The 18,879-nt window shown below is 51.0% G+C and carries 17 protein-coding genes and 1 other RNA gene; 6 read left to right on the forward strand and 12 right to left on the reverse strand.

Annotated features, from left to right (window positions below; genetic code table 11):
- Positions 1–8: 8 nt before the first annotated feature.
- The 4 genes from ACQY18_RS01165 to ACQY18_RS01180 form a co-directional block, all read right to left on the reverse strand.
- Positions 9–989 (reverse strand): tetratricopeptide repeat protein, encoded by a 981-nt coding sequence (locus ACQY18_RS01165; RefSeq protein ID WP_176777174.1) that lies wholly within the window; start codon positions 987–989, stop codon positions 9–11.
- On the reverse strand, positions 986–1,477 hold the full coding sequence (lspA, locus tag ACQY18_RS01170; RefSeq protein ID WP_176777173.1) for a signal peptidase II: 492 nt from the start codon (positions 1,475–1,477) through the stop codon (positions 986–988). The genes ACQY18_RS01165 and lspA overlap by 4 nt, the downstream gene beginning before the upstream one ends.
- The gene (gene ileS / locus ACQY18_RS01175) at positions 1,470–4,298 is read right to left on the reverse strand and encodes an isoleucine--tRNA ligase (RefSeq protein WP_428038528.1); all 2,829 of its coding nucleotides are present in this window, start codon (positions 4,296–4,298) and stop codon (positions 1,470–1,472) included. Before ileS ends, lspA begins: the two co-directional genes overlap by 8 nt.
- A gap of 86 nt (positions 4,299–4,384) precedes the next feature.
- Entirely contained in the window at positions 4,385–4,768 is a 384-nt protein-coding gene (locus tag ACQY18_RS01180) for a metal-dependent transcriptional regulator (protein ID WP_428038529.1), read from the reverse strand.
- Between the two features lie 123 nt (positions 4,769–4,891).
- Here ACQY18_RS01180 and gdhA point away from each other — a divergent pair, with 123 nt between their 5' ends.
- A complete protein-coding gene (gene gdhA, locus ACQY18_RS01185) occupies positions 4,892–6,241 on the forward strand; it encodes an NADP-specific glutamate dehydrogenase (protein WP_428038530.1) in 1,350 nt (449 codons plus the stop codon).
- Positions 6,242–6,439: 198 nt separating this feature from the next.
- Here the strand turns inward: gdhA and rnpB are convergent.
- Positions 6,440–6,783, reverse strand: an RNA gene (rnpB, locus tag ACQY18_RS01190) — RNase P RNA component class A.
- A gap of 34 nt (positions 6,784–6,817) precedes the next feature.
- Positions 6,818–7,390: a ribonuclease HI family protein gene (locus ACQY18_RS01195; protein ID WP_428038531.1), complete on the reverse strand. Its 573-nt coding sequence runs from the start codon at positions 7,388–7,390 to the stop codon at positions 6,818–6,820.
- Positions 7,391–7,489: 99 nt separating this feature from the next.
- On the opposite strand from ACQY18_RS01195, the gene ACQY18_RS01200 reads away from it, so the two are divergent.
- A complete protein-coding gene (locus ACQY18_RS01200; RefSeq protein WP_428038532.1) occupies positions 7,490–8,746 on the forward strand; it encodes a dicarboxylate/amino acid:cation symporter in 1,257 nt (418 codons plus the stop codon).
- A gap of 92 nt (positions 8,747–8,838) precedes the next feature.
- Here ACQY18_RS01200 and ACQY18_RS01205 read toward each other — a convergent pair whose 3' ends face one another.
- The 3 genes from ACQY18_RS01205 to rsmI are packed head-to-tail and all read right to left on the reverse strand — an operon-like array spanning position 8,839 to position 11,141.
- On the reverse strand, positions 8,839–9,816 hold the full coding sequence (locus ACQY18_RS01205) for a sensor histidine kinase (protein WP_428038533.1): 978 nt from the start codon (positions 9,814–9,816) through the stop codon (positions 8,839–8,841).
- 13 nt (positions 9,817–9,829) lie between these two features.
- Complete coding sequence (locus tag ACQY18_RS01210) at positions 9,830–10,462, reverse strand: L-threonylcarbamoyladenylate synthase (RefSeq protein WP_428038534.1); 633 nt, start codon at positions 10,460–10,462, stop codon at positions 9,830–9,832.
- Complete coding sequence (rsmI, locus tag ACQY18_RS01215) at positions 10,443–11,141, reverse strand: 16S rRNA (cytidine(1402)-2'-O)-methyltransferase (protein WP_176777165.1); 699 nt, start codon at positions 11,139–11,141, stop codon at positions 10,443–10,445. The genes ACQY18_RS01210 and rsmI overlap by 20 nt, the downstream gene beginning before the upstream one ends.
- A gap of 127 nt (positions 11,142–11,268) precedes the next feature.
- Here rsmI and ACQY18_RS01220 point away from each other — a divergent pair, with 127 nt between their 5' ends.
- The 4 genes from ACQY18_RS01220 to ACQY18_RS01235 all read left to right on the forward strand — a co-directional run bounded on the left by ACQY18_RS01220 (position 11,269) and on the right by ACQY18_RS01235 (position 16,324).
- On the forward strand, positions 11,269–12,735 hold the full coding sequence (locus ACQY18_RS01220) for a YfcC family protein (RefSeq protein ID WP_428038535.1): 1,467 nt from the start codon (positions 11,269–11,271) through the stop codon (positions 12,733–12,735).
- A 107-nt stretch (positions 12,736–12,842) separates the two neighbouring features.
- Positions 12,843–14,240, forward strand: a complete 1,398-nt coding sequence (locus ACQY18_RS01225) for a YfcC family protein (protein ID WP_428038536.1) — start codon at positions 12,843–12,845, stop codon at positions 14,238–14,240.
- Positions 14,241–14,286: 46 nt separating this feature from the next.
- On the forward strand, positions 14,287–15,744 hold the full coding sequence (locus ACQY18_RS01230) for a sodium:solute symporter family protein (RefSeq protein WP_428038537.1): 1,458 nt from the start codon (positions 14,287–14,289) through the stop codon (positions 15,742–15,744).
- Entirely contained in the window at positions 15,710–16,324 is a 615-nt protein-coding gene (locus ACQY18_RS01235; protein WP_176777161.1) for a thiamine diphosphokinase, read from the forward strand. Before ACQY18_RS01230 ends, ACQY18_RS01235 begins: the two co-directional genes overlap by 35 nt.
- 73 nt (positions 16,325–16,397) lie before the next feature.
- On the opposite strand, the gene ACQY18_RS01240 is transcribed toward ACQY18_RS01235, so the two are convergent.
- From ACQY18_RS01240 to ACQY18_RS01250, 3 genes are all read right to left on the reverse strand, one after another.
- Entirely contained in the window at positions 16,398–17,936 is a 1,539-nt protein-coding gene (locus ACQY18_RS01240) for a tetratricopeptide repeat protein (protein ID WP_428038538.1), read from the reverse strand.
- A complete protein-coding gene (gene rimI / locus ACQY18_RS01245; protein ID WP_428038539.1) occupies positions 17,933–18,364 on the reverse strand; it encodes a ribosomal protein S18-alanine N-acetyltransferase in 432 nt (143 codons plus the stop codon). Before rimI ends, ACQY18_RS01240 begins: the two co-directional genes overlap by 4 nt.
- A gap of 1 nt (position 18,365) precedes the next feature.
- Positions 18,366–18,879: tRNA threonylcarbamoyladenosine biosynthesis protein TsaB (locus ACQY18_RS01250; protein WP_428038540.1), on the reverse strand; the 514-nt coding region annotated here is incomplete at its 5' end.

Raw genomic sequence — 18,879 nt, forward strand, 5'->3', positions numbered from 1 at the left:
AAATTGAATTACAGGAAACGGCGCGCCACTACCGCCTTGCGGCCGGCATCCGTGCGCATCATTCTCATTTTATACTCGTATTTAGCGGCATGGGCCGGGTCCAACTTGCGGGCCACTAAATAGTTAGCCACCGCCCCTTGCGGGTCTTCCAGCGCCAACATATCGCCCATCAAATCGTACGCGGGCACATATTTGCTGGCAAGCTCTTTGGTTTTGGCTAACATACCTAACGCGGTATCCGTTTCGCCCCGTTGGAACAGCAGTTCCCCCATATAATAATAGGCCAGGGCATAGGTGGGTTTTAAGTGGGCGGCTTGTTCAAAATCGTCCATGGCGTTGGCGTAGTATTTCATTTTGGCAAACGCGCGGCCGCGTTCCAACAGAGCCCGGGCAGACGGCCCCTGCAGGCGCAACAGGGTGGTATAGTCCGCCACGGCGGCCTCGTAATCGCCCAATGCAAAATAAGCCAGCCCGCGGTTCAAGAAAAACATGGGATAGTCCTGCCGGATATTATACGCTTTGGCAAAACTGGTTAGGGATTCCGTAATCAGCCCTTGTTGGTAATAGGCAATACCCAGGTTCATCCACGCCATAAAATATTTGGGGCGGATATTGGTGGCACGCTGTAAATAATACACCGCGTCCGAATAGCGGCCCATATCCAGGAGTAGCGCGCCCAAATTGTTATACGTTTCCGGCACGTTGGGGGCACCCTCCAACGCTTTGACATAATCCTGCTCGGCCAGTTTTTGGTTTTTCAGGCGTTCCCGCGCGGATTTGGTTTTCAGCCGTTCAAACAGTACCCCGCGGTTGGTGCGCGCGGCAATATGCTTGGGGTTCTGTTTTAATACCGCCGTATACAACTGGATAGCTTTGGTAAATTCGCCTTTATCGGTAGCCAGTTGGGCTTGCTTAAAAAGTTTATCCTGCTTGCTGGTGCAAGCGGCTAATAACAAGATAGAAACAGCCAAAACCAAACATTTTTTCATTTTTCCTCCTGCGTTTTTTTAGCCGGCTTTAATAACGCCACCGCCAGCAAAACACCGCCTATGGTAATGAAAGAATCCGCCACGTTAAAAACGGGCCAAACCCTAAAATCCAAAAAATCCACCACAAAGCCTAAACTTATTCTATCATAAAGATTGCCCAACGCTCCGGCAAAAATACATAAAGCCCCCCATTTAACCAAAGGGCCGTTTGCCGCAAGCTCTTTCCAGCTGTATGCCAAATAGGCCAAAACCGCTATCATCACCCCAATAAGCAGTAAGTTGCCGTTTTGCATAAGGCCAAAGGCCATGCCGGTATTTTCCACATAGTGCAACCGGAAATACGGGAAAAACTCCACATCCCGCATTTGCAAATAAGCCAACGCCCACACCTTGCTGGCGCGGTCCAACGCGATGATAAGCGCGCCAAAAATCCACACGGCCTTATTAGCCGCTAACCAGTTTTTCAGCGCGCTTAATGCGTTAGACACCGGCAGGCTCCTCGGCGGGGACGGTTAAACCTTCCCGCTCCAATACGGCGGCACACCGGGCGCACAAATCCGTATGTTTGGGGTTCGCGCCAATGTCTTCTTTCCACTGCCAGCAACGCGGGCATTTGGTGCCGGGTGCGTGTACGGCTTCAATCGTCAGTTCGTCGGCGCCGTCTTGTACGTCCACCGCCGACACAATGGCAATTTCCGGCCACAGGGCTTTTGTTTCCTGCAAAAATTGCTTCATTTCCGGGCTGGAAGTTTTGAAAATCACTTTGGCTTCCAAAGAGGCCCCGATAATTCCTTTTTGGCGGGCGGTTTCCAGCTCTTTTTGCACCAGGTCGCGCACGTCGCGAATTTTGTTCCATTTTTCTTCCAATTTTACATTGGGAACCATGGACGAATTGCACGGCATATCGGACAAGAAAATGCTGGCAGGCAAACCGGCCCCCGCTTTGGTTTTAAGCAATACCTGCCACGCTTCTTCCGCCGTGAACGAAAGCACCGGCGCCATCAGTTGTAGCAAGGTTTGCACAATTTCCGCCAGCGCCGTTTGCGCACTGCGGCGGGAATGGGCACTGGCGCCCAACGTATACAAGCGGTCTTTGGAGGCATCCAACATAAAGGACGACAAATCCAAAATGCAGAAGTTCGCCACCGCACGCATAGCTTGGCGGAAATTAAAGGTTTCGTAGCCTTTACGCACTTCTTGGATTAAAGAATCCAAACGGCCGAGCATATATTGGTCCATTTCCGTCATATCGGCCGGGGCCACGCGGTGTTGGGCCGGGTCGTAATCAAACAAGTTGCCCAGCGCATAGCGGATGGTATTACGCAATTTGCGGTAAGTATCCACCGGGCCGCCTAAAATTTCGTCGGAAATGCGCACGTCTTCCTGATAGTCGGACAGCGCCACCCACAGGCGCAAAATATCCGCGCCGAATTTATTGATAACGTCTTCCGGCGCCACGCTGTTGCCCAACGATTTGTGCATGGGGCGGCCGTTCTGGTCCAGCACCATCCCGTGCGTGACAATGTTTTTGAAAGGCGCTACGCCCTCCAAGGTGAAAGACGGAATATAAGAGCTTTGGAACCAACCGCGGTGCTGGTCGGAACCTTCGGAATATACATCGGCCGGGAAGTCCAACCCGCGGTCTTTCAATACCGCCGCCCAAGATACGCCGGAATCCAACCATACATCCAAAATGTCGGTTTCTTTGCGGAAGTCTTGGCAGCCACATTCGCAGGTGTACCCTTGCGGCATTAATTTTTCCACCGGGTCCGTGAACCAAAAATCGGAGCCTTCTTTCATAGCGCGCTCTTTAATAAAGGTAAACAGGTTATGGTCTGTTTGCGCCTTGCCGCATTTTTTGCAATACAAAATGGTGACGGGTGTACCCCAGAAACGCTGGCGCGACAAGCACCAATCCGGGCGCAGGCCAATCATGGCGCGCATACGTTCTTCGCCGCCGGCCGGGTAAAATTTAACATCTTTTAAGCCGTCCTGCAATTTTTGGCGCAGGCCGTCTTTATCAATGCTCATAAACCATTGTTCCGTAGCGCGGAAGATAATGGGGTTATGGCAACGCCAACAATGCGGGTAGCTGTGCGTGATTTTTTGTTCTTTAATCAGCGCGCCCAGTTCGTCCAGTTTTTGCACCATTTTGGGGTTGGCTTCAAAAACGTGCATTCCTTCAAAAAGGCCGGCATCTTTGGTATAGCAACCCTTTTCGTCCACCGGGCAGAAAACGTCCAGGCCCCATTGTTTACCGGCGCGGAAGTCGTCCTCCCCGTGGCCGGGCGCGATATGCACAATACCCACCCCGGCATCCATGGTCACAAAGTCCGTCCAGATGATGGGGTTTTCCTTACCGGAAAGCGGGTGTTTGTAGGTGAGGCCCACCAGTTTGGCACCGGGCACTTTGCCGGCTTGGGTCACTTCCAACCCGGTATTTTTTACAAATTCTTCGGCTAATTTTTCGGCCACAATGTAGTATTCGCCCGTTTTGGAGTCTTTCAAAATGGAGTAGTCTTCCGTATTGGAAACGGCCGCCGCCATGTTGGACGGAATCGTCCACGGCGTAGTGGTCCACACCGCTAAAGACACCGGCTTTGAAAAGTCCAACTCGCCAAACACTTCCACCGTGGGGTGCGCCAAACGGAAGCGCAAATAAATAGAGGTGGATTCCACATCTTTATATTCGGTTTCCGCATCCGCCAAAGCGGTTTCACAATGCGGGCACCAGGTAATGGTTTTTTGGCCTTTATAAACGTAGCCTTTTTCAATCAAATCCAAAAACACGCCAATCGTAATGCCTTCGTAGCGGGGGGACATGGTCAGATAGGGGTTATCCCAATCCGCCTGTACGCCCAAACGCTTAAAACCCTGGCGCTGTATATCAATAAATTTGGCGGCAAATTCACGCGCTTTTTTGCGGAAAGCGGGCACATCCGTAATGTGCTTTTTATCTTGTTTTAATTCTTTAAGCAGCGCCTGTTCAATCGGCAGGCCATGGCAGTCCCACCCCGGCACATAAGGCGTATAACAGCCCATTAATGCCCGGCTTTTAAGCATAATATCCTTAATGGTTTTATCCAATGCGTGCCCAATGTGTATTTTACCGTTGGCGTAGGGCGGGCCGTCGTGCAGAATAAAGTGGCGGCCGGCTTCGTTCTTTTTAAGCATCGCCTGGTAAAGGTCCAGTTTCTTCCAAAAATCTAAAATGAGCGGCTCTTTTTGCACCAAGCCCGCACGCATAGGAAAATCCGTCTGCGGTAAAAGTACCGTGGCGGAATATTTATTTTTACTGTTTTTTGCCATGAGAAAAAATCACTCCGTATATATATTAAGGATATTTATATTATAGAAAATTTAAGGGGGATAGAAATGCTCTTTGCCTATTAATTTTATTTGTCCGTTTGCTTGTGTAAATATGCGTGCAGTTTGGAAATGGTTTCCCGGCTGACGGTATGCTCCATTTTGCAGGCATCAATATCGGCCGTGCGCGCACTAACGCCAATCACTTCGCGCAAAAAGCGGCTTAAAATAGCGTGGCGGCGCTTGACGTCTTCGGCCACCGCGCGCCCTTGGGGGGTCAGTTCCACGCCCCGGTACGGTTCGTGCCTTAAAAAGCCCATTTTAACTAGCGCGGCCACCGCGCCCGTCACGCTGGGGGTTTTTACGCCCAACATATCCCGTATATCCGTAATGCGGGCGCGGCCGTTGTCGCTAGCTACCAACAAAACGGCTTCCAAATAGTCTTCCATATTGGACGATAATTCCTGCACCATATATTCCCCCCGAAAGTTAAGTTATACTAACTTGTATTATGGCAAAAATGCCCCCGCCACGGCAAGCACTTGCACTTGGGCAAATTGTTGTTATAATAAAAGTATCCCAGTTAGGAGAATATTATGGACACAAACGCTTATACCGCGCAGTTTTTGGAAAAGTTAATCCAAAAAGACCCCGCCCAACGGGTATTTCATCAAGCCGTGCAGGAAGTTGTTTCTACCCTCACGCCTGTTTTACAGCAAAACCCCAAATATATCAAAGAGCGCATTTTGGAGCGCATTACCGAGCCGGAACGCACCATTATTTTCCGCGTGCCGTGGCAAGACGATAAGGGCGAAATTCACGTCAACCGCGGTTTCCGCGTGCAATACAACAGCGCCTTGGGGCCGTATAAAGGCGGCATGCGTTTCCACGCCACCGTCAACCAGGACGTGCTGAAATTTTTAGGCTTTGAACAGGTGTTCAAAAACAGTTTAACCACGCTCCCGCTGGGTGGCGGCAAGGGCGGCAGTGATTTTGACACCCGCGGCAAAACGGACAGCGAAGTTATGCGTTTTTGCCATTCTTTTATCAACGAACTTTACCACCATATCGGCTATCATACCGACATCCCCGCCGGAGATTTGGGTTGCGGCGCGCGGGAAATCGGCTATATGTTCGGCCAGTACAAAAAACTGACGAACGATTTTACCGGCGCGTTTACGGGTAAAAAACCCAACTGGGGCGGAAGCCTTTTGCGCCCGGAAGCCACCGGCTACGGGGTGGCGTATTTCGCGCAAGAAATGCTGCGCCACAAAGGCGATAGTTTAGAGGGCAAAACGTGCATTATTTCCGGCGCGGGCAACGTGGGCATTTACACCATGGAAAAGCTGACCCAGCTGGGGGCTAAAGTGGTGGGCCTCATGGACTACGACGGCAGTATTTACGACGAACACGGCATAGACGAAGAACGCCTGGCGTACCTGAAAGATTTAGTATTTGTGCGCCGGGGCAGTTTGAAAGAGTACGACAAAAAATTCCCCGGGGCCCACTTTAGGCCCGGCAAAAAAACGTGGGATATTCCGTGCGATTACGCCTTCCCCACCGCGTGCGAAAACGAGCTGGACGGACAAGACGCCCAACTGCTGATTAATAACGGCTGTAAAGGCGTTTGCGAAGGCTCCAATATGCCCTGCACGCCGGAAGCGATAGAGCGCATTAAAGCGGCCAAACTGTTGTATTCCCCCGGCAAAGCGTCCAACGCGGGCGGGGTGGCGGTATCCGGCCTGGAAATGACCCAAAACAGCATGCGCGTATATTGGACCCGCGAAGAAGTGGAAAAATACCTCCAGCGCATTATGAATAGTATTCACCAAAACTGTTTGGAAGCCGCCGCTATGTACGGCATGCCCGGGGATTATATGGCCGGGGCCAACATCTTCGGCTTCAAAAAAGTGGCAGATGCCATGATTGACCAAGGGCTTGTGTAAGACCGTTTGCCCCCGCATTTTGAACCCCCGCACACCGTTAGGCGTGCGGGGCTTTTTGCGGCGCGGAAAAATTCCCTTAAAAATCCGCCGGATTTTAGGCGCCCCTCATATTTCAGCCTGCCACCACGCATTACGGTAGTAAATAGTTTTTTTAGAGGCTCCTAAATAAAAAAGGCCCGCGCTCCCAAAGGGAACACGGGCCACAAACAACCGATACCCCAGATTCTGTCAACCCTTGCGGGCTGTGATAACCATTACTCTAAGCGGCCTACTTGGTCACGAACGCGGGCAGCGTGTGGACCGGCTTGGCCTTGCTCCATGCGGGGTTTACCGTGCCATAGCCGTTGCCGGCTATGCGGCGGGCTCTTACCCCGCCATTTCACCCTTACCCTTGCGGGCGGTATACTTTCTGTTGCACTTTCCGTCCAGCGGGGATATGGCCCCGCCGTCCCGCCTTTTCAAGCGGCGCACTGCCTTGTGGAGTCCGGAAGTTCCTCCCCTGGAGCCGGAACCGGCCCGGGGCGGTTATCTGGGTTGTTTGTAAATCTTAAAAATTTTACCAAATGCCGCGCACAATTAAAAGCCACCGAATAAATCCGGCTGTTCGGGCGCTTTGTTTTTTTTGGCGGGCGTGCGCGCTTCCTGCCGCACCACCGGCTTTACTTCCACTCCGTTTACGCTATTATCCGGGGCGGAAGGCGTTAAAATTTCTTCGTCTTGCGGCAGGCGGACAATCGGGTTGAAACCCAACGATTGTTTGGCATCCATGGCTTTGTTGGCCAGGGCGTCCGGCGCTTTGTTTAAGTGGCGCAAAACGTGTTGGATATGGATAGTAAACCGCGCCGCCAACTTGCGGATAACCGCCATGCGGGCCGCTAAATCCGGGTGTTTTATTTTATATTCGCCCAAATACTGCTTAACCAGTAATAAAGAATCGGATTGGATAAATAATTCCGTGGCGCCCAATTCCCCCGCTTTAATCAGGGCCAATTTTAAGGCAGTGTATTCGGCCTGGTTGTTGGTGCAGTGCGGCATAAAATGCCCCTCTTGCGCCAAAATTTTACCCTCCGGGCTGCAAATGACATACGCCGCTGCGCCGGGGCCCGGATTGCCGCGGCTGCCGCCGTCTATATTTATCTTTATTTTCATACGTTATATTTTAGCAAATATACAAAAAATTGCGCCGGCGCCGGCTATATTATCGTATAATAAAAAAGTTATTTATTTTAATAAAAAAGGCAAATACTTATGCTTAAATTCAAAAAAAGAAAATTATTAAAGCTCAAATTAAAATGGGGCCTTTTGCCCGCAGTTATCTGTGCGATTGCGGCGGGCATTGTGTGCGGGTTGTTTTTCCCGCCGTGGCTGACCCGCGTATTTATTACGGTAAACGGCCTGTTCGGCAATTTTTTAGGGTTTATTATCCCCCTGCTGATTGTGGGTTTGGTGGCGCCGGGAATTGCGGAATTGGGCCGCAGTGCGGGTAAAATGCTGTTTATTACCACCGTTTTGGCCTATGGGTTCACCTTGGCGGCGGGTTTTTTCAGCTATGGGGTGGCAGACCTTACTTACCCGTGGATAATTACCGCCGCGGACCGCATTACTTCTTTTGGGCAAGCCGTGGCGCTAAAACCGTACTTTACGATTGCCATGCCCCCGCTTATGGACGTAATGACCGCCCTGGTATTAGCATTTACCTTGGGGCTGGGAATGGCGGTAATTAACGGCAGCCGCCTGAAAGGGGCCATGCAGGATTTTAGGGATATTATAGACCATGTGATTGTGGCGGTAATTATTCCGCTCCTGCCGTTGTATATTTTCGGCATTTTTTTGAATATGACGGTTGGCGGGCAAGTGGCTACGGTGCTGGGCGTATTTGCCAAAATTATCGTGCTGATTTTTGCCATTACCGCCGTAATGCTGGTGTTGCAATTTACGCTGGCGGGATTGGTGGCGCACAAAAATCCGTTTTCTATGCTTAAAACCATGATGGTTTCCTACATGACGGCTTTGGGTACGCAATCTTCCGCCGCCACTATTCCCGTCAACTTAAAACAGGTGGAAAAATTAGGCGTGCAAAAAGAAATTGCCGGCTTTGTGGTGCCGTTGTGCGCCACCATTCACTTATCCGGAAGTACCATGAAGATTGTGGCGTGTTCCATGGCTATTTTTTTAATGCTGGGCCGCCCGTTGGATTTCACCCAATATGCCGGATTTATTTTTATGTTGGGAATAACCATGGTAGCCGCGCCCGGCGTGCCCGGTGGGGCCATTATGGCGGCACTGGGTATTTTGCAAAGTATGCTGGGGTTTGGGGAAACGGAACTGGGGCTGATGATTGCCCTGTATATTGCCATGGACTCTTTTGGCACCGCTTGCAACGTGACGGGTGACGGCGCGATTGCCGTATTGGTCAACAAAATTTACGCCCGCCACCCGGTGATACCGGCGCCCATGCCCCCGCAGGAAACCACCGGCAACCCGCAAGGCGTACATATCGGATAAAGGCCGTTCTTCCTATCACAAATAAAACACACCCCCGGCGCACTTTTTACAGGCCGGGGGTTCTTTTTACTCACAAATTTCCCATTTTTCTATTATGCTTCTTCCAACGGTTTGGGCGGCAGGGTGTCCGGCACCGGGGCCGAAAGCGGAATGGTAAACCAGAACGTGGACCCTTGGCCCAAGCCGGCGCTTTCCACGCCAATCGCGCCGTTGTGCGCGTTTACAATTTCCTGCGCGATGGAAAGGCCCAAGCCCCAACCTTGTTTTTTTACGTTGCGGTCATTACCCGCCTGGTGGAATTTTTGAAAGATTTTTTCCTTTTCCCCATGGGAAATGCCGGGGCCGTTATCGGACACGGAAAAAAACAAATTTCCGTCTTGCGTGTAATAACGCACTTCCACACGCCCGCCGGTGGGGGCAAATTTAATGGAATTGCCCAACAAATTATTTAACACTTGCGAAATACGGAACCGGTCCGCATATACGGTAATTTCTTCCGGGAATTCGTACGTTTGCAAAAAAATGCCTTTTTTCTGCGCATTGACCGCCTGCAACGCCACCACGTCCGTCACCAGGGCATTAAACACAAAGCTCTTAAAATCCATTTTGAATTTGCCGGATTCTATCATGGAAATATCCATTAAATCCGCCATCAGCAAGTTCATATTGTCCGTAGCTTTGATAATGTTATTCAGGGCAATTTGGTCACTGTTGCCCGTACCGCCTTGGGGGTTATCCATCATCAGTACAGACGTAAAACCCTGAATGGAAGAAAGCGGCTGGCGCAAATCGTGCGCGACGATAGACATAAATTTACTGCGGATGTCGTTTAAGCGGTTGAGTTCCTGGTTGGAAAGGCGCAGTTTTTCCACCATACCTTCCAAAATATTCACTTTGCCGGAAAGTTGCTGTTGCAAAGAGGCAATTTGCTGTTGGTAATTATGCTCCGCTTTCATAATGGTACGGTTCATTTTTTTAAGCACAAATTTGCGCGTTATCCAATACGTCAGCAAAGAAAGCGATGCCGCCACCAACAACGAGTAAGAAACAAACATTTCAAACATACTCATAAGGCTATACCTCTCAATCTATTTTTTCCCCCAGCACTTGTTCCAACCGGGCGCGGGAAACAGCCCCCTCCCGGATTAAATGCGCGGGATGCTGTGCCAAATTAATTACGCTGGAGGCCACCGGGGAAAGCGTGCCGCCTAAAAAAATATAGTCCGCTTTGCCGTCAAACGTTTGCAGAATGTCCTTTTCCTGCGTGAGCGTAGGCTGGCCGTGTAAATTGGCACTGGTGGAGGCCAGCGCCCCCCCCATTTGAGTCATTAATTCTACTAAAAAACGGTTCCCGGAAACCCGGATTCCAAGCGCCGCAAAGCCGCGCAGGAGCGGTTGCCCCGCCGCATTGGCCGGTAAAATAACGGTTAAAGCCCCGGGCCAAAACGCTTGCGCCAGTTTTTGCGCTTGCGGGCCCCACTGCGTAATGGCTTTGGCCTGTTCCACCGTACCCGTTAAAATCTGCAACGCACTGCCTGCCGGGCGGTTTTTAAGGGTGTAAATGCGGGAAATGGAGTCCTCGTTAAACGCATAAGTACCTATACCGTATACCGTATCCGTCGGGAATACCGCCACCGCGCCGCGGGCTATATCCTGCGCGGCGCGCGCCAGTTGCACGTCCGTCAAATCGGCGGCGTTAAAAATCTGCGTCTTCATTTTTTTCTTCCTTGTGGGGGCGGTCTATAATCATTACAAATTCCCCCTGCACTTTATGTTTTTTGCCCAAATCCGCCGCCAAACCGGCCGCCGTACCGCGGAGCCATTCTTCGTACACTTTGCTGAGTTCCCGCGCTAAAATAACCGGGGTATCTTCCCCCAAGGTTTTGGCAATCAGCCCCAACATTTTAATCACGCGGTAGGGCGATTCATACACCACCACCGGATTGCCCACGCCATACGCGCCGGATAACAATTTGGCCGCGCGCCCGGGCTTGCGGGGCAAAAAACCCAAAAAGGTAAACGCGCCGCCGGTAATCCCCGCCCCGGCTAATGCACACGCCACCGCGCTGGGGCCGGGCAAGGACGAAACTTTAATCCCTTTTTCTACCGCCGCTTTTACGAGCCGCCACCCCGGGTCGGAAATACACGGGGTTCCGCAATCGGACACCAACGCACACGTTTTGCCGCTTTCCAATACTTCCGTGCAACGGCGGATAGAAAAATCGTCATTTTCGTTATAACGGAACGTCGGTTTAGAAATGGCAAAATGGGAAAGTAAAATTTGGGTGCGGCGGGTGTCTTCGCACAGCACGGCATCACACGTTTTTAATACCTCTAACGCGCGTAGGGTAATATCTTGCAAATTCCCGATAGGGGTGGGCACAATATAAAGCATATATAAAGTATATAAAAAAACACGCCGCCAAAAACAAATACAAAAAAAATTACCCGCTTATAAAGCGTTATTTTGTAAAATAATAGTTTGTTATTTATATTAGAAAAAGAGGTAAAAACAGGAAGCAATGTCTAGGATTTTATCCAAAATCAAGTTAAACACATTCGCCATTATTTTGGCCATTATCGGCGTAGTAGCCGTTATGACGTGGATTGTGCCCAGCGGCGCGTATGAAAAAATTGAAGTAGACGGCCGCCAAGTAGTAGTTGCCGGAACGTATCACCCGGTGCCCGCCAATCCGCAAGGGTTGTTTGATGTATTAAAAGCCCCCATTCAAGGTTTTTCCAACACGGCGGAAGTGGTGGTGTTTCTGCTGGTTATCGGCGGGGTGTTAAGCGTGGTAGAAAAAACCGGGGCCATTGCCGCCGGTATTCAAGCGGCCAGTGCGTTTTTCCAACGCCGCCCGAAACTGCGCTTCTTGTTTATTCCTTTGGGTATTATCACTTTTTCGCTCTGCGGGGCCACCTTTGGCATGTGCGAAGAAGCCCTCATCTTTATCCCTATTTTTATCCCGTTGGCGCTTTCCCTGGGGTATGACTCTGCCCTGGGTACCGCCATTCCGTTCATTGGGGCGGGCGTAGGGTTTGCGGCCGCGTTTACCAACCCGTTTACGGTGGGTATTGCGCAAGGTATTGCGCAAGTGCCGCTGTATTCCGGCATTGGCTACCGCTTTATTATTTGGGTTATCTGCACCAGCGTTGTAATTACCTGGTTAAGTTTCTATGCGCGCAAAATCCGCAAAAATCCGCAAGCCAGCCTGACTTATGATTTTGATATTGAAAAACGCAAAGAGCTGAAACTCAACAAAGAAGAAACCCGCATGACCCGCCGCCAAAAACTGGTACTCTTGGCCTTTGGGTTAGGCATGGTCGGGCTAGTAGTGGGCGTATTAAAACCGCAAATTTGCGATATGATTAAAGGCATGTGGGGCGTGGACTTAATGGAAATGCTCCACTTGGAAGCTACCGGCTGGTACATTACGGAAATTGCGGCCTTATTTTTAGGTATCGGCTTCTTGTGCGCCGTCCTCGGCCGGATGAAAATGAGCCAATTTAACGACGCCTTCTTTGAAGGGGTGCGCGGTATGGCGGAAATTGCCATGCTGCTCTGCTTTGCGCAAGCCATTGTGCTGATTGCCAACAACGGGCATATTTTGGATACACTGCTGGAGTATATGTCCGGCATGATTAAACATTTGCACCCGGTGTGCGCCTCTTGGGCGGCGATGGTGTTGCAAACGGTGATAGACTTTTTTATTCCGTCCGGCTCCGGCAAAGCGGTTTTGACCATGCCCATTTTGGCGCCGCTGGCGGACTTAATCGGCATTACGCGCCAAACCATGGTGCTGGCCTTCCAACTGGGCGGAAGCTGGATGAATATGGTAATTCCCACGGACCCCGTGACGATTGCCGCCATCGGCTTTGCCCGCATTGCTTACGGCAAGTGGCTTAAATGGATGTTGCCGCTGCTGGTGCTGATGTATTTATTATCTTTTGCTTTATTAGTGCCGCCGTATTTAATGAAGTGGCAATAATTGATTTTTTATCCCGCCGCAATTTTTGGGGCTACACCCCTTGTTTGAGCCGGCGGGATAATTTTATGTAAAACAAGCCTTACCGAAAGAGGAAAACAAAGAAAAAAATGAAAAAACTGCTGTGCAACACTTACTTCCTGGTCTTTACCATTATGCTGTTTGTAGCGGCGCTGACCTGGATTGTACCCACCGGCCAATACAACCGCGTGGAAAAAGACGGTAGAACCTATGTACAAGCCGGCTCCTACCATAAAGTATCCGCCAATCCGCAAGGTATCGGCGTATTAAAAGCCCCCGTGGAAGGGTTCACCCAATGCGCGGAAATTATTGCGTTTATTTTAGTAGTAGGCGCGCTATTTACCGTTATTGAGCGGACCGGGGCCATTAATACGGTCATCAAAAAAATAAGCTATTTCTTTTCCACCCACCCCCAATACCGCAAGTTTTTTATTCCTGCGTGTATGTTTATGTTCTCGCTGTGCGGGGCGCTGTTTGGTATGGAAGAAGAAACACTCATTTTTATTCCCATATTTATCCCGCTGGCTATTTCCCTGGGGTATGATACCGTGGTGGGAATGTCCATTCCGTTTATCGGGGCGTTTACGGGCTTTTCGTCCGCGTTCGTCAACCCGTTTACGGTGGGGATTGCCCAAACCATTGCCGAACTGCCCATGTATTCCGGCTGGGAACTGCGCCTGGGCATTTGGTTTTTGTTTACCGCGGTAGTGGCTACCTTCTTCAGCATTTATGGAGAACGTATCCGCAAAAACCCGACCAAAAGTTTAACCTATAAAATGGATTTGGAAAAACGCGCCGAACTGCAAGTGATTAATGACGTAGTGGTGGACGATTCTTTCCGCCTGACCCGGGCGCACAAACTGGTGTTGGCTTCGTTTGCGGCGGGTATGGGAATCCTGTTTTTCGGCATTATCAAATACCAGGGAAATTGGTATATGACGGAAATTGCCGCCGTATTTTTGGGCGTGACGGTTGCCGCCGCGTATTTCGGCAAACTTACCGTCAACCAAAGTACGGATGCCATTATTGCCGGGGCGCAATCCATGGTAAGCGTATGTATTTTAATGGCGCTTGCGCGCTCCATTGTAATTGTGGCCACCAACGGCTATATTTTAGATTCGTTCCTGCACTCCATGACTAAAAGTATCGGCCTGTTGCCGTCCGTTTTGGCTCCGCAAGCTATGTTTATCATCCAAACGGTACTTAACTTTTTTATTGCCTCCGGCTCCGGCCAAGCGGTTTTAACTATGCCGATTATGGTTCCGCTGGGGGATTTGGTGGGTGTATCGCGCCAGGTGGTTATTTTGGCCTATCAGTTTGGGGAAGGTTGGGGCAACCCGATTATCCCCACGGCTCCCGTCACCATGGGCGCCTTGGCCTTGGCGGGGATTTCCTACCCCCAATGGGTAAAATGGTTTATGAAGCTGGAACTCATTTTAATTGTTTTATCCATGCTGGTACTTATCCCGGCGTATTATATTTGGTAAAATAAAAGGGGTCCTTCGGGGCCCCTATTTTTTGAAGGATGTACCTATGCTTCCCCAACTAACCACCTTAACTTATTTGGCCTGGCAAGACTGGACCGTATTTTTTTTAATTTTGGCACTTACGGCCGGCGTGGCTGTTTACGGCAATATCCGCTTGAAAAAAGGCGGCAACAAAGCTCTGGATTACCTGCTGATGGGCCGCCGCCTGACACTGCCCCTGTTTGTAGCCACCCTGGTAGCCACCTGGTACGGCGGCATTTTCGGCGTGAATGAAATTACGTTTAACTACGGCATTTACAACTTTGTGACACAAGGTGTTTTTTGGTATGCGGCGTATATTATTTTTGCCTTGTTTATTGCCAACAAAGTGGCGGCCTACCAGTCCGTCACCCTGCCGGATTTAGCCGGGCGGATGTTCGGCCCCAAAGCCGCCAAAACCGCCGCTATTTTTACATTTTTTTATATTACCCCCATCGCTTATGCGTTAAGTTTGGGGATGTTCTTAAATATGGTGTTTGGTATCAGCATTTTGCAAGGTATGATACTCGGCACGCTGTTTTCGTGTTTGTACTCGGTATGGGGCGGGTTTAAGAGTGTGGTATTTTCCGACGTGGTGCAATTTACCGTAATGTGCCTGGCGGTACTGCTGGTGGCATTATTTTCCGTACATACCTTTGGCGGGTGGAGCTTTTTGAAAGCGAACTTGCCGCCCGGGCATTTTACATTAACCGGCGGAAACGGCATTATGAACACGCTGATTTGGGGCTTTATTGCGTTATCCGCACTGATTGACCCCAGTTTCTACCAACGCTGTTTTGCGGCAGAGTCCCCGGCAGTTGTAAAAAAAGGCGTTTTAATTTCCACCTTTATTTGGTTTTGTTTTGATTTATGCACCACGGCGGGCTCCCTGTACGCGCGGGCCTTACTGCCGGATGCCCAACCCGGGGAAGCCTACTTCTTTTACGCCATACAACTGTTGCCCACCGGGCTGAAAGGCTTGTTTGTGGCCGGCATTTTAGCCATTATTTTATCCACCTTAAATTCCTTTTTGTTTATTGCGTCCAATACGTTAAGTTTTGATTTATTAAGAAGCCGCTTCAAAAATGTGGTATTATCCAACCGCATTTCCCTGTTTGCCGTGGGGGCGCTCGCGGTGGTGGGGGCGGCTGTTTTTAAGGGCAGTTTTAAGGAAATTTGGCTCACGCTGGGCTCGTACTTTTCGGCCTGTTTACTAGTGCCTATTTTAATGGGCTACCTTTTCCCGGGGCGCATGACGGATAACGCCTTTGTGACGGCCTCCCTTACCAGTGCGGCCGGAATGACCCTCTGGCGGTTTTTGCCGGTATTCTTGCGCCACGCCCAGAATGATTTTGGCCGGGGCTTATCCGGCGCGGCGCAAACATTAGCCCCCTTTTACATCGGGCTTCTTACCGGCCTGGCCGTTATTTTTATATACTGTTTAGGGAACTATGCAAAACCTGTCAAACGTATTACTTATCGGTAATGGCACCTTGCCCGGGGCCGCGTTGTTAGAGCGCCTGGCCCGGCAAGCCACCTTTATTTTAGCCGCGGACGGCGGGGCCGACAAAGCCCGCGCGGCGGGCATACAGCCGGACCTGGTAATTGGGGATTTGGATTCCCTGGCCTCCGCGCCGGAGCAAGTGTTGCGTGTCCCCCGCCAAGATAATACCGATTTGGAAAAAGCCCTGGATTGGCTCACAGCCCACCGCGCCGGGCGCGTGTGCATTGTGGGCAGTGTGGGCGGACGGTGGGATTTTTCTATTGGGAATTTTCTATCCGTTTATTCTTATTTGCCTGCGCTGGATATTTATTTTGCCGGGGACGGCTGGAAAATTTATCCGCTTGTGCAGGGCACGCAAAAGGCCGTGCGGCCGGGGGCGCGGGTGAGTTTAATTCCGTTTACCGCCTGCACCCGGGTAAATTTGAGCGGCACGCAATACCCCTTAACCAATGCACAACTGGCCCTGGGGCACACCGGGCGCACCTTGAGCAACTGCGCACAACAGGCGCAAATAACCGTGCAGTTTGAAAGCGGCTTTATGCTTTTGTATATAGAAGATTAACAGACTTATTACCGAAAAAGCCTCCCATTGGGGAGGCTTTTTTGCGTGGTGCGGATAAAACCAAAATGTAAACTTAAAAGTGTTTCTTGCGGAATTTTTGGGCCGGTTTCCAACCGCCGTCCGCCGCCTGAACCACATACGCGCGGGCTTTTTCCGTTTGGCCCAACGCCCAATAAACAAGCCCCAAATGATACGCAATTTCCGGGTTTTCGTTCACAAAAGCGGGGTCAATCCCTTGTAAAATATCCAACGCGCGCGCATATTCCCCGCGCCGGTAATACACCCACCCCAGCGTATCCTGGAAAGAGCCGTCCTGCGGTTGCAAGGCTAACGCTTTTTCCGCCATTTTTTGGGCTTTTTCCAACCGGGTATTGCGCTGGGCCAAACTGTACGCCCATAAATTATAAGCCGGGGCGTTATCTTCTTCCTGCGCCAGAAGGGCTTGCAGTTGGGTTTCCATTTCTTTATATTTTTTTAAGCTCTCCAGCGTAAACGCATACGCCAGGCGGGCATCCGCATATTCCGGGCGGGCCGCCAGTATTTTTTTAAGCACCCGCGCCGCCGCACGGTGTTGGCCGGCATCTTGCAAAGCCAACGCATAAAAATAGCCGATTTCCACACTGCCGTCAAACTGTTTATAGGCTTGTTTTAAGGTGTCCAACGCGGCTTGGGAATGGCCCATTTTTTGTTGGTAAAAACTGGCCTGCAACCACTTGCCGGAATTTTTATTATAATCCGCCGCGGCCTGCAAATACTTGAGCGCCTGCGGCCAATCCTGCCGTTGTTCGGCCAGCATAGCCAAAAAATAGTTGGCGTTTACATCCCCGGGGTCTATTTGGGCGGCTTTTTGGTAATATTTTTGGGCGTTTTCCAAATCTTTCCCCACCAGATAAACGGAGCCCATGCGCGTATACATATCCGCACTTTGATAGCCCAATTTTTCCAGTTGTTCGTACTCGCGCAACATAAAAAAGAAGTTGGAAGTCCGCTCAAACAGTTCTGCGCGGCCCAAGTAGGCATCTTCGTAAGCGGGGTCTAAATCGGTGGCTTTGTTGTAAAAGGTTAAGGCTTGTTGCGGGTCTTTCATCCGCCAGTAGTGTTTGCCGAGTTCCACATACACCGCAGGCGCAAGCGCGGGCACTTTTTCCGCCAGGTTTTGCATTTCTTCCACGGCTTGCGGGGTGCCCTCATACGCCAACAGCAGTAAATACTGGTATGCAATACGCGCATCTTCGGGCGACAATTCAAGCGCTTTTTGGTAGGCTTCTTTGGCGGCGGACACTTGTTGCTGTTTTAACAGATAAGCGGCCCGCACCGTCCAATCGTCTTCGTCCGCTTCGGGCGTGATAAAATCGGCATATTTTTCCACCTCCGGCAGGCGGTTTTGCATAATGGCGGTGGCTACAATATTGCGTTTGAGATAGGCCGAATCCGGCGCCAAAGAGAGGGCTTTTTCAAACAAAACAAGGGCCTCGGGGGAGTTATCCCGCTGGGCATACAACCCCTCTACAAAGGTTTTATACAGGGCGGCCTCGCGCGCGCTTTGCGGCCCTAACTTAAACGCCCCCGCAGGCAGGGCGAGCAATAACAAAAATACCCAGCAATGTTTCATAGCATTTTCCCCATTAAAAGCGCATCTGCGGAGCCGTAAAATTGCTTCCGCCGCCCCAATACGGTAAACCCGGCGCGCCGGTACCAGGCTTGTGCCGGGAAATTTTGCGCGTGAACTTCCAGCGTAATACGCTTTACGCCATGCGCGGCCAATGCGGCCAGGAGTTGCGCCATTAATGCCTTGGCAACCCCGCGGCGGGTAAACGCCGGGTCTACGGCGGCATTTAGAATTTCGGCCTCATCCGCGGCGTAGCGGGCGCAAATAAAACCGACGGTTTTTTGTCCGTCACGCGCCGCCCATATTACGGCGCACGGTTGTTTTAATTCCCCCGCAAAGCCGTCTTCCCCCCACCCGGCGGCAAACGGTTGCCGGGCCTCTATGCGGGCCAACTCCTCCGCTTGGGCGAAAACAGCCGGTAAAAATTCCATATTATTTACCTAATAGTTCAAAGCGGGCCGGTTTCAAGTATAGAGGCTCCAACGCATCTTTTTGGTATGCGTCATTTTGCGCCACCGCCACCAAAGTTTCCGGCCGCACAATACAATCCTTAAAATCCGCCAAAGTATAGCGCCCTTCCAGTAAAGTTTCCAACGGCGTATGCTCTTTATCGGCCCCGGCCACAAAAAGCGGCTCCTTGCGGGCGGCCAAACGCGCCAATAATTCTTCGCGCGAGAGCCACTGGGGGGCCTCGCTTTGCGCATTAAAAATTTGCAGGAAGTATTCTTCCCTAAATGCGTGCCACACCACCGCCAAAGAGCCCGTCGGGTTTTGGGCTTTCCACGTTAAAAAGCGTTTACTGGCGGCCACTTGCAGGCGCACGGCTTCAAACACTGTTATTCCGTACACCTTAGCCCCGCTTAAATATTTAAGCATAGAAGCAAACGTAAGCGAAATGCGTATGCCGGTAAAACGGCCCGGGCCGCGGATAATGGCCACTTTGGCG

Origin of the sequence: Candidatus Avelusimicrobium faecicola, assembly GCA_900540405.1 — a bacterium.
Lineage (GTDB): Bacteria > Elusimicrobiota > Elusimicrobia > Elusimicrobiales > Elusimicrobiaceae > Avelusimicrobium > Avelusimicrobium faecicola.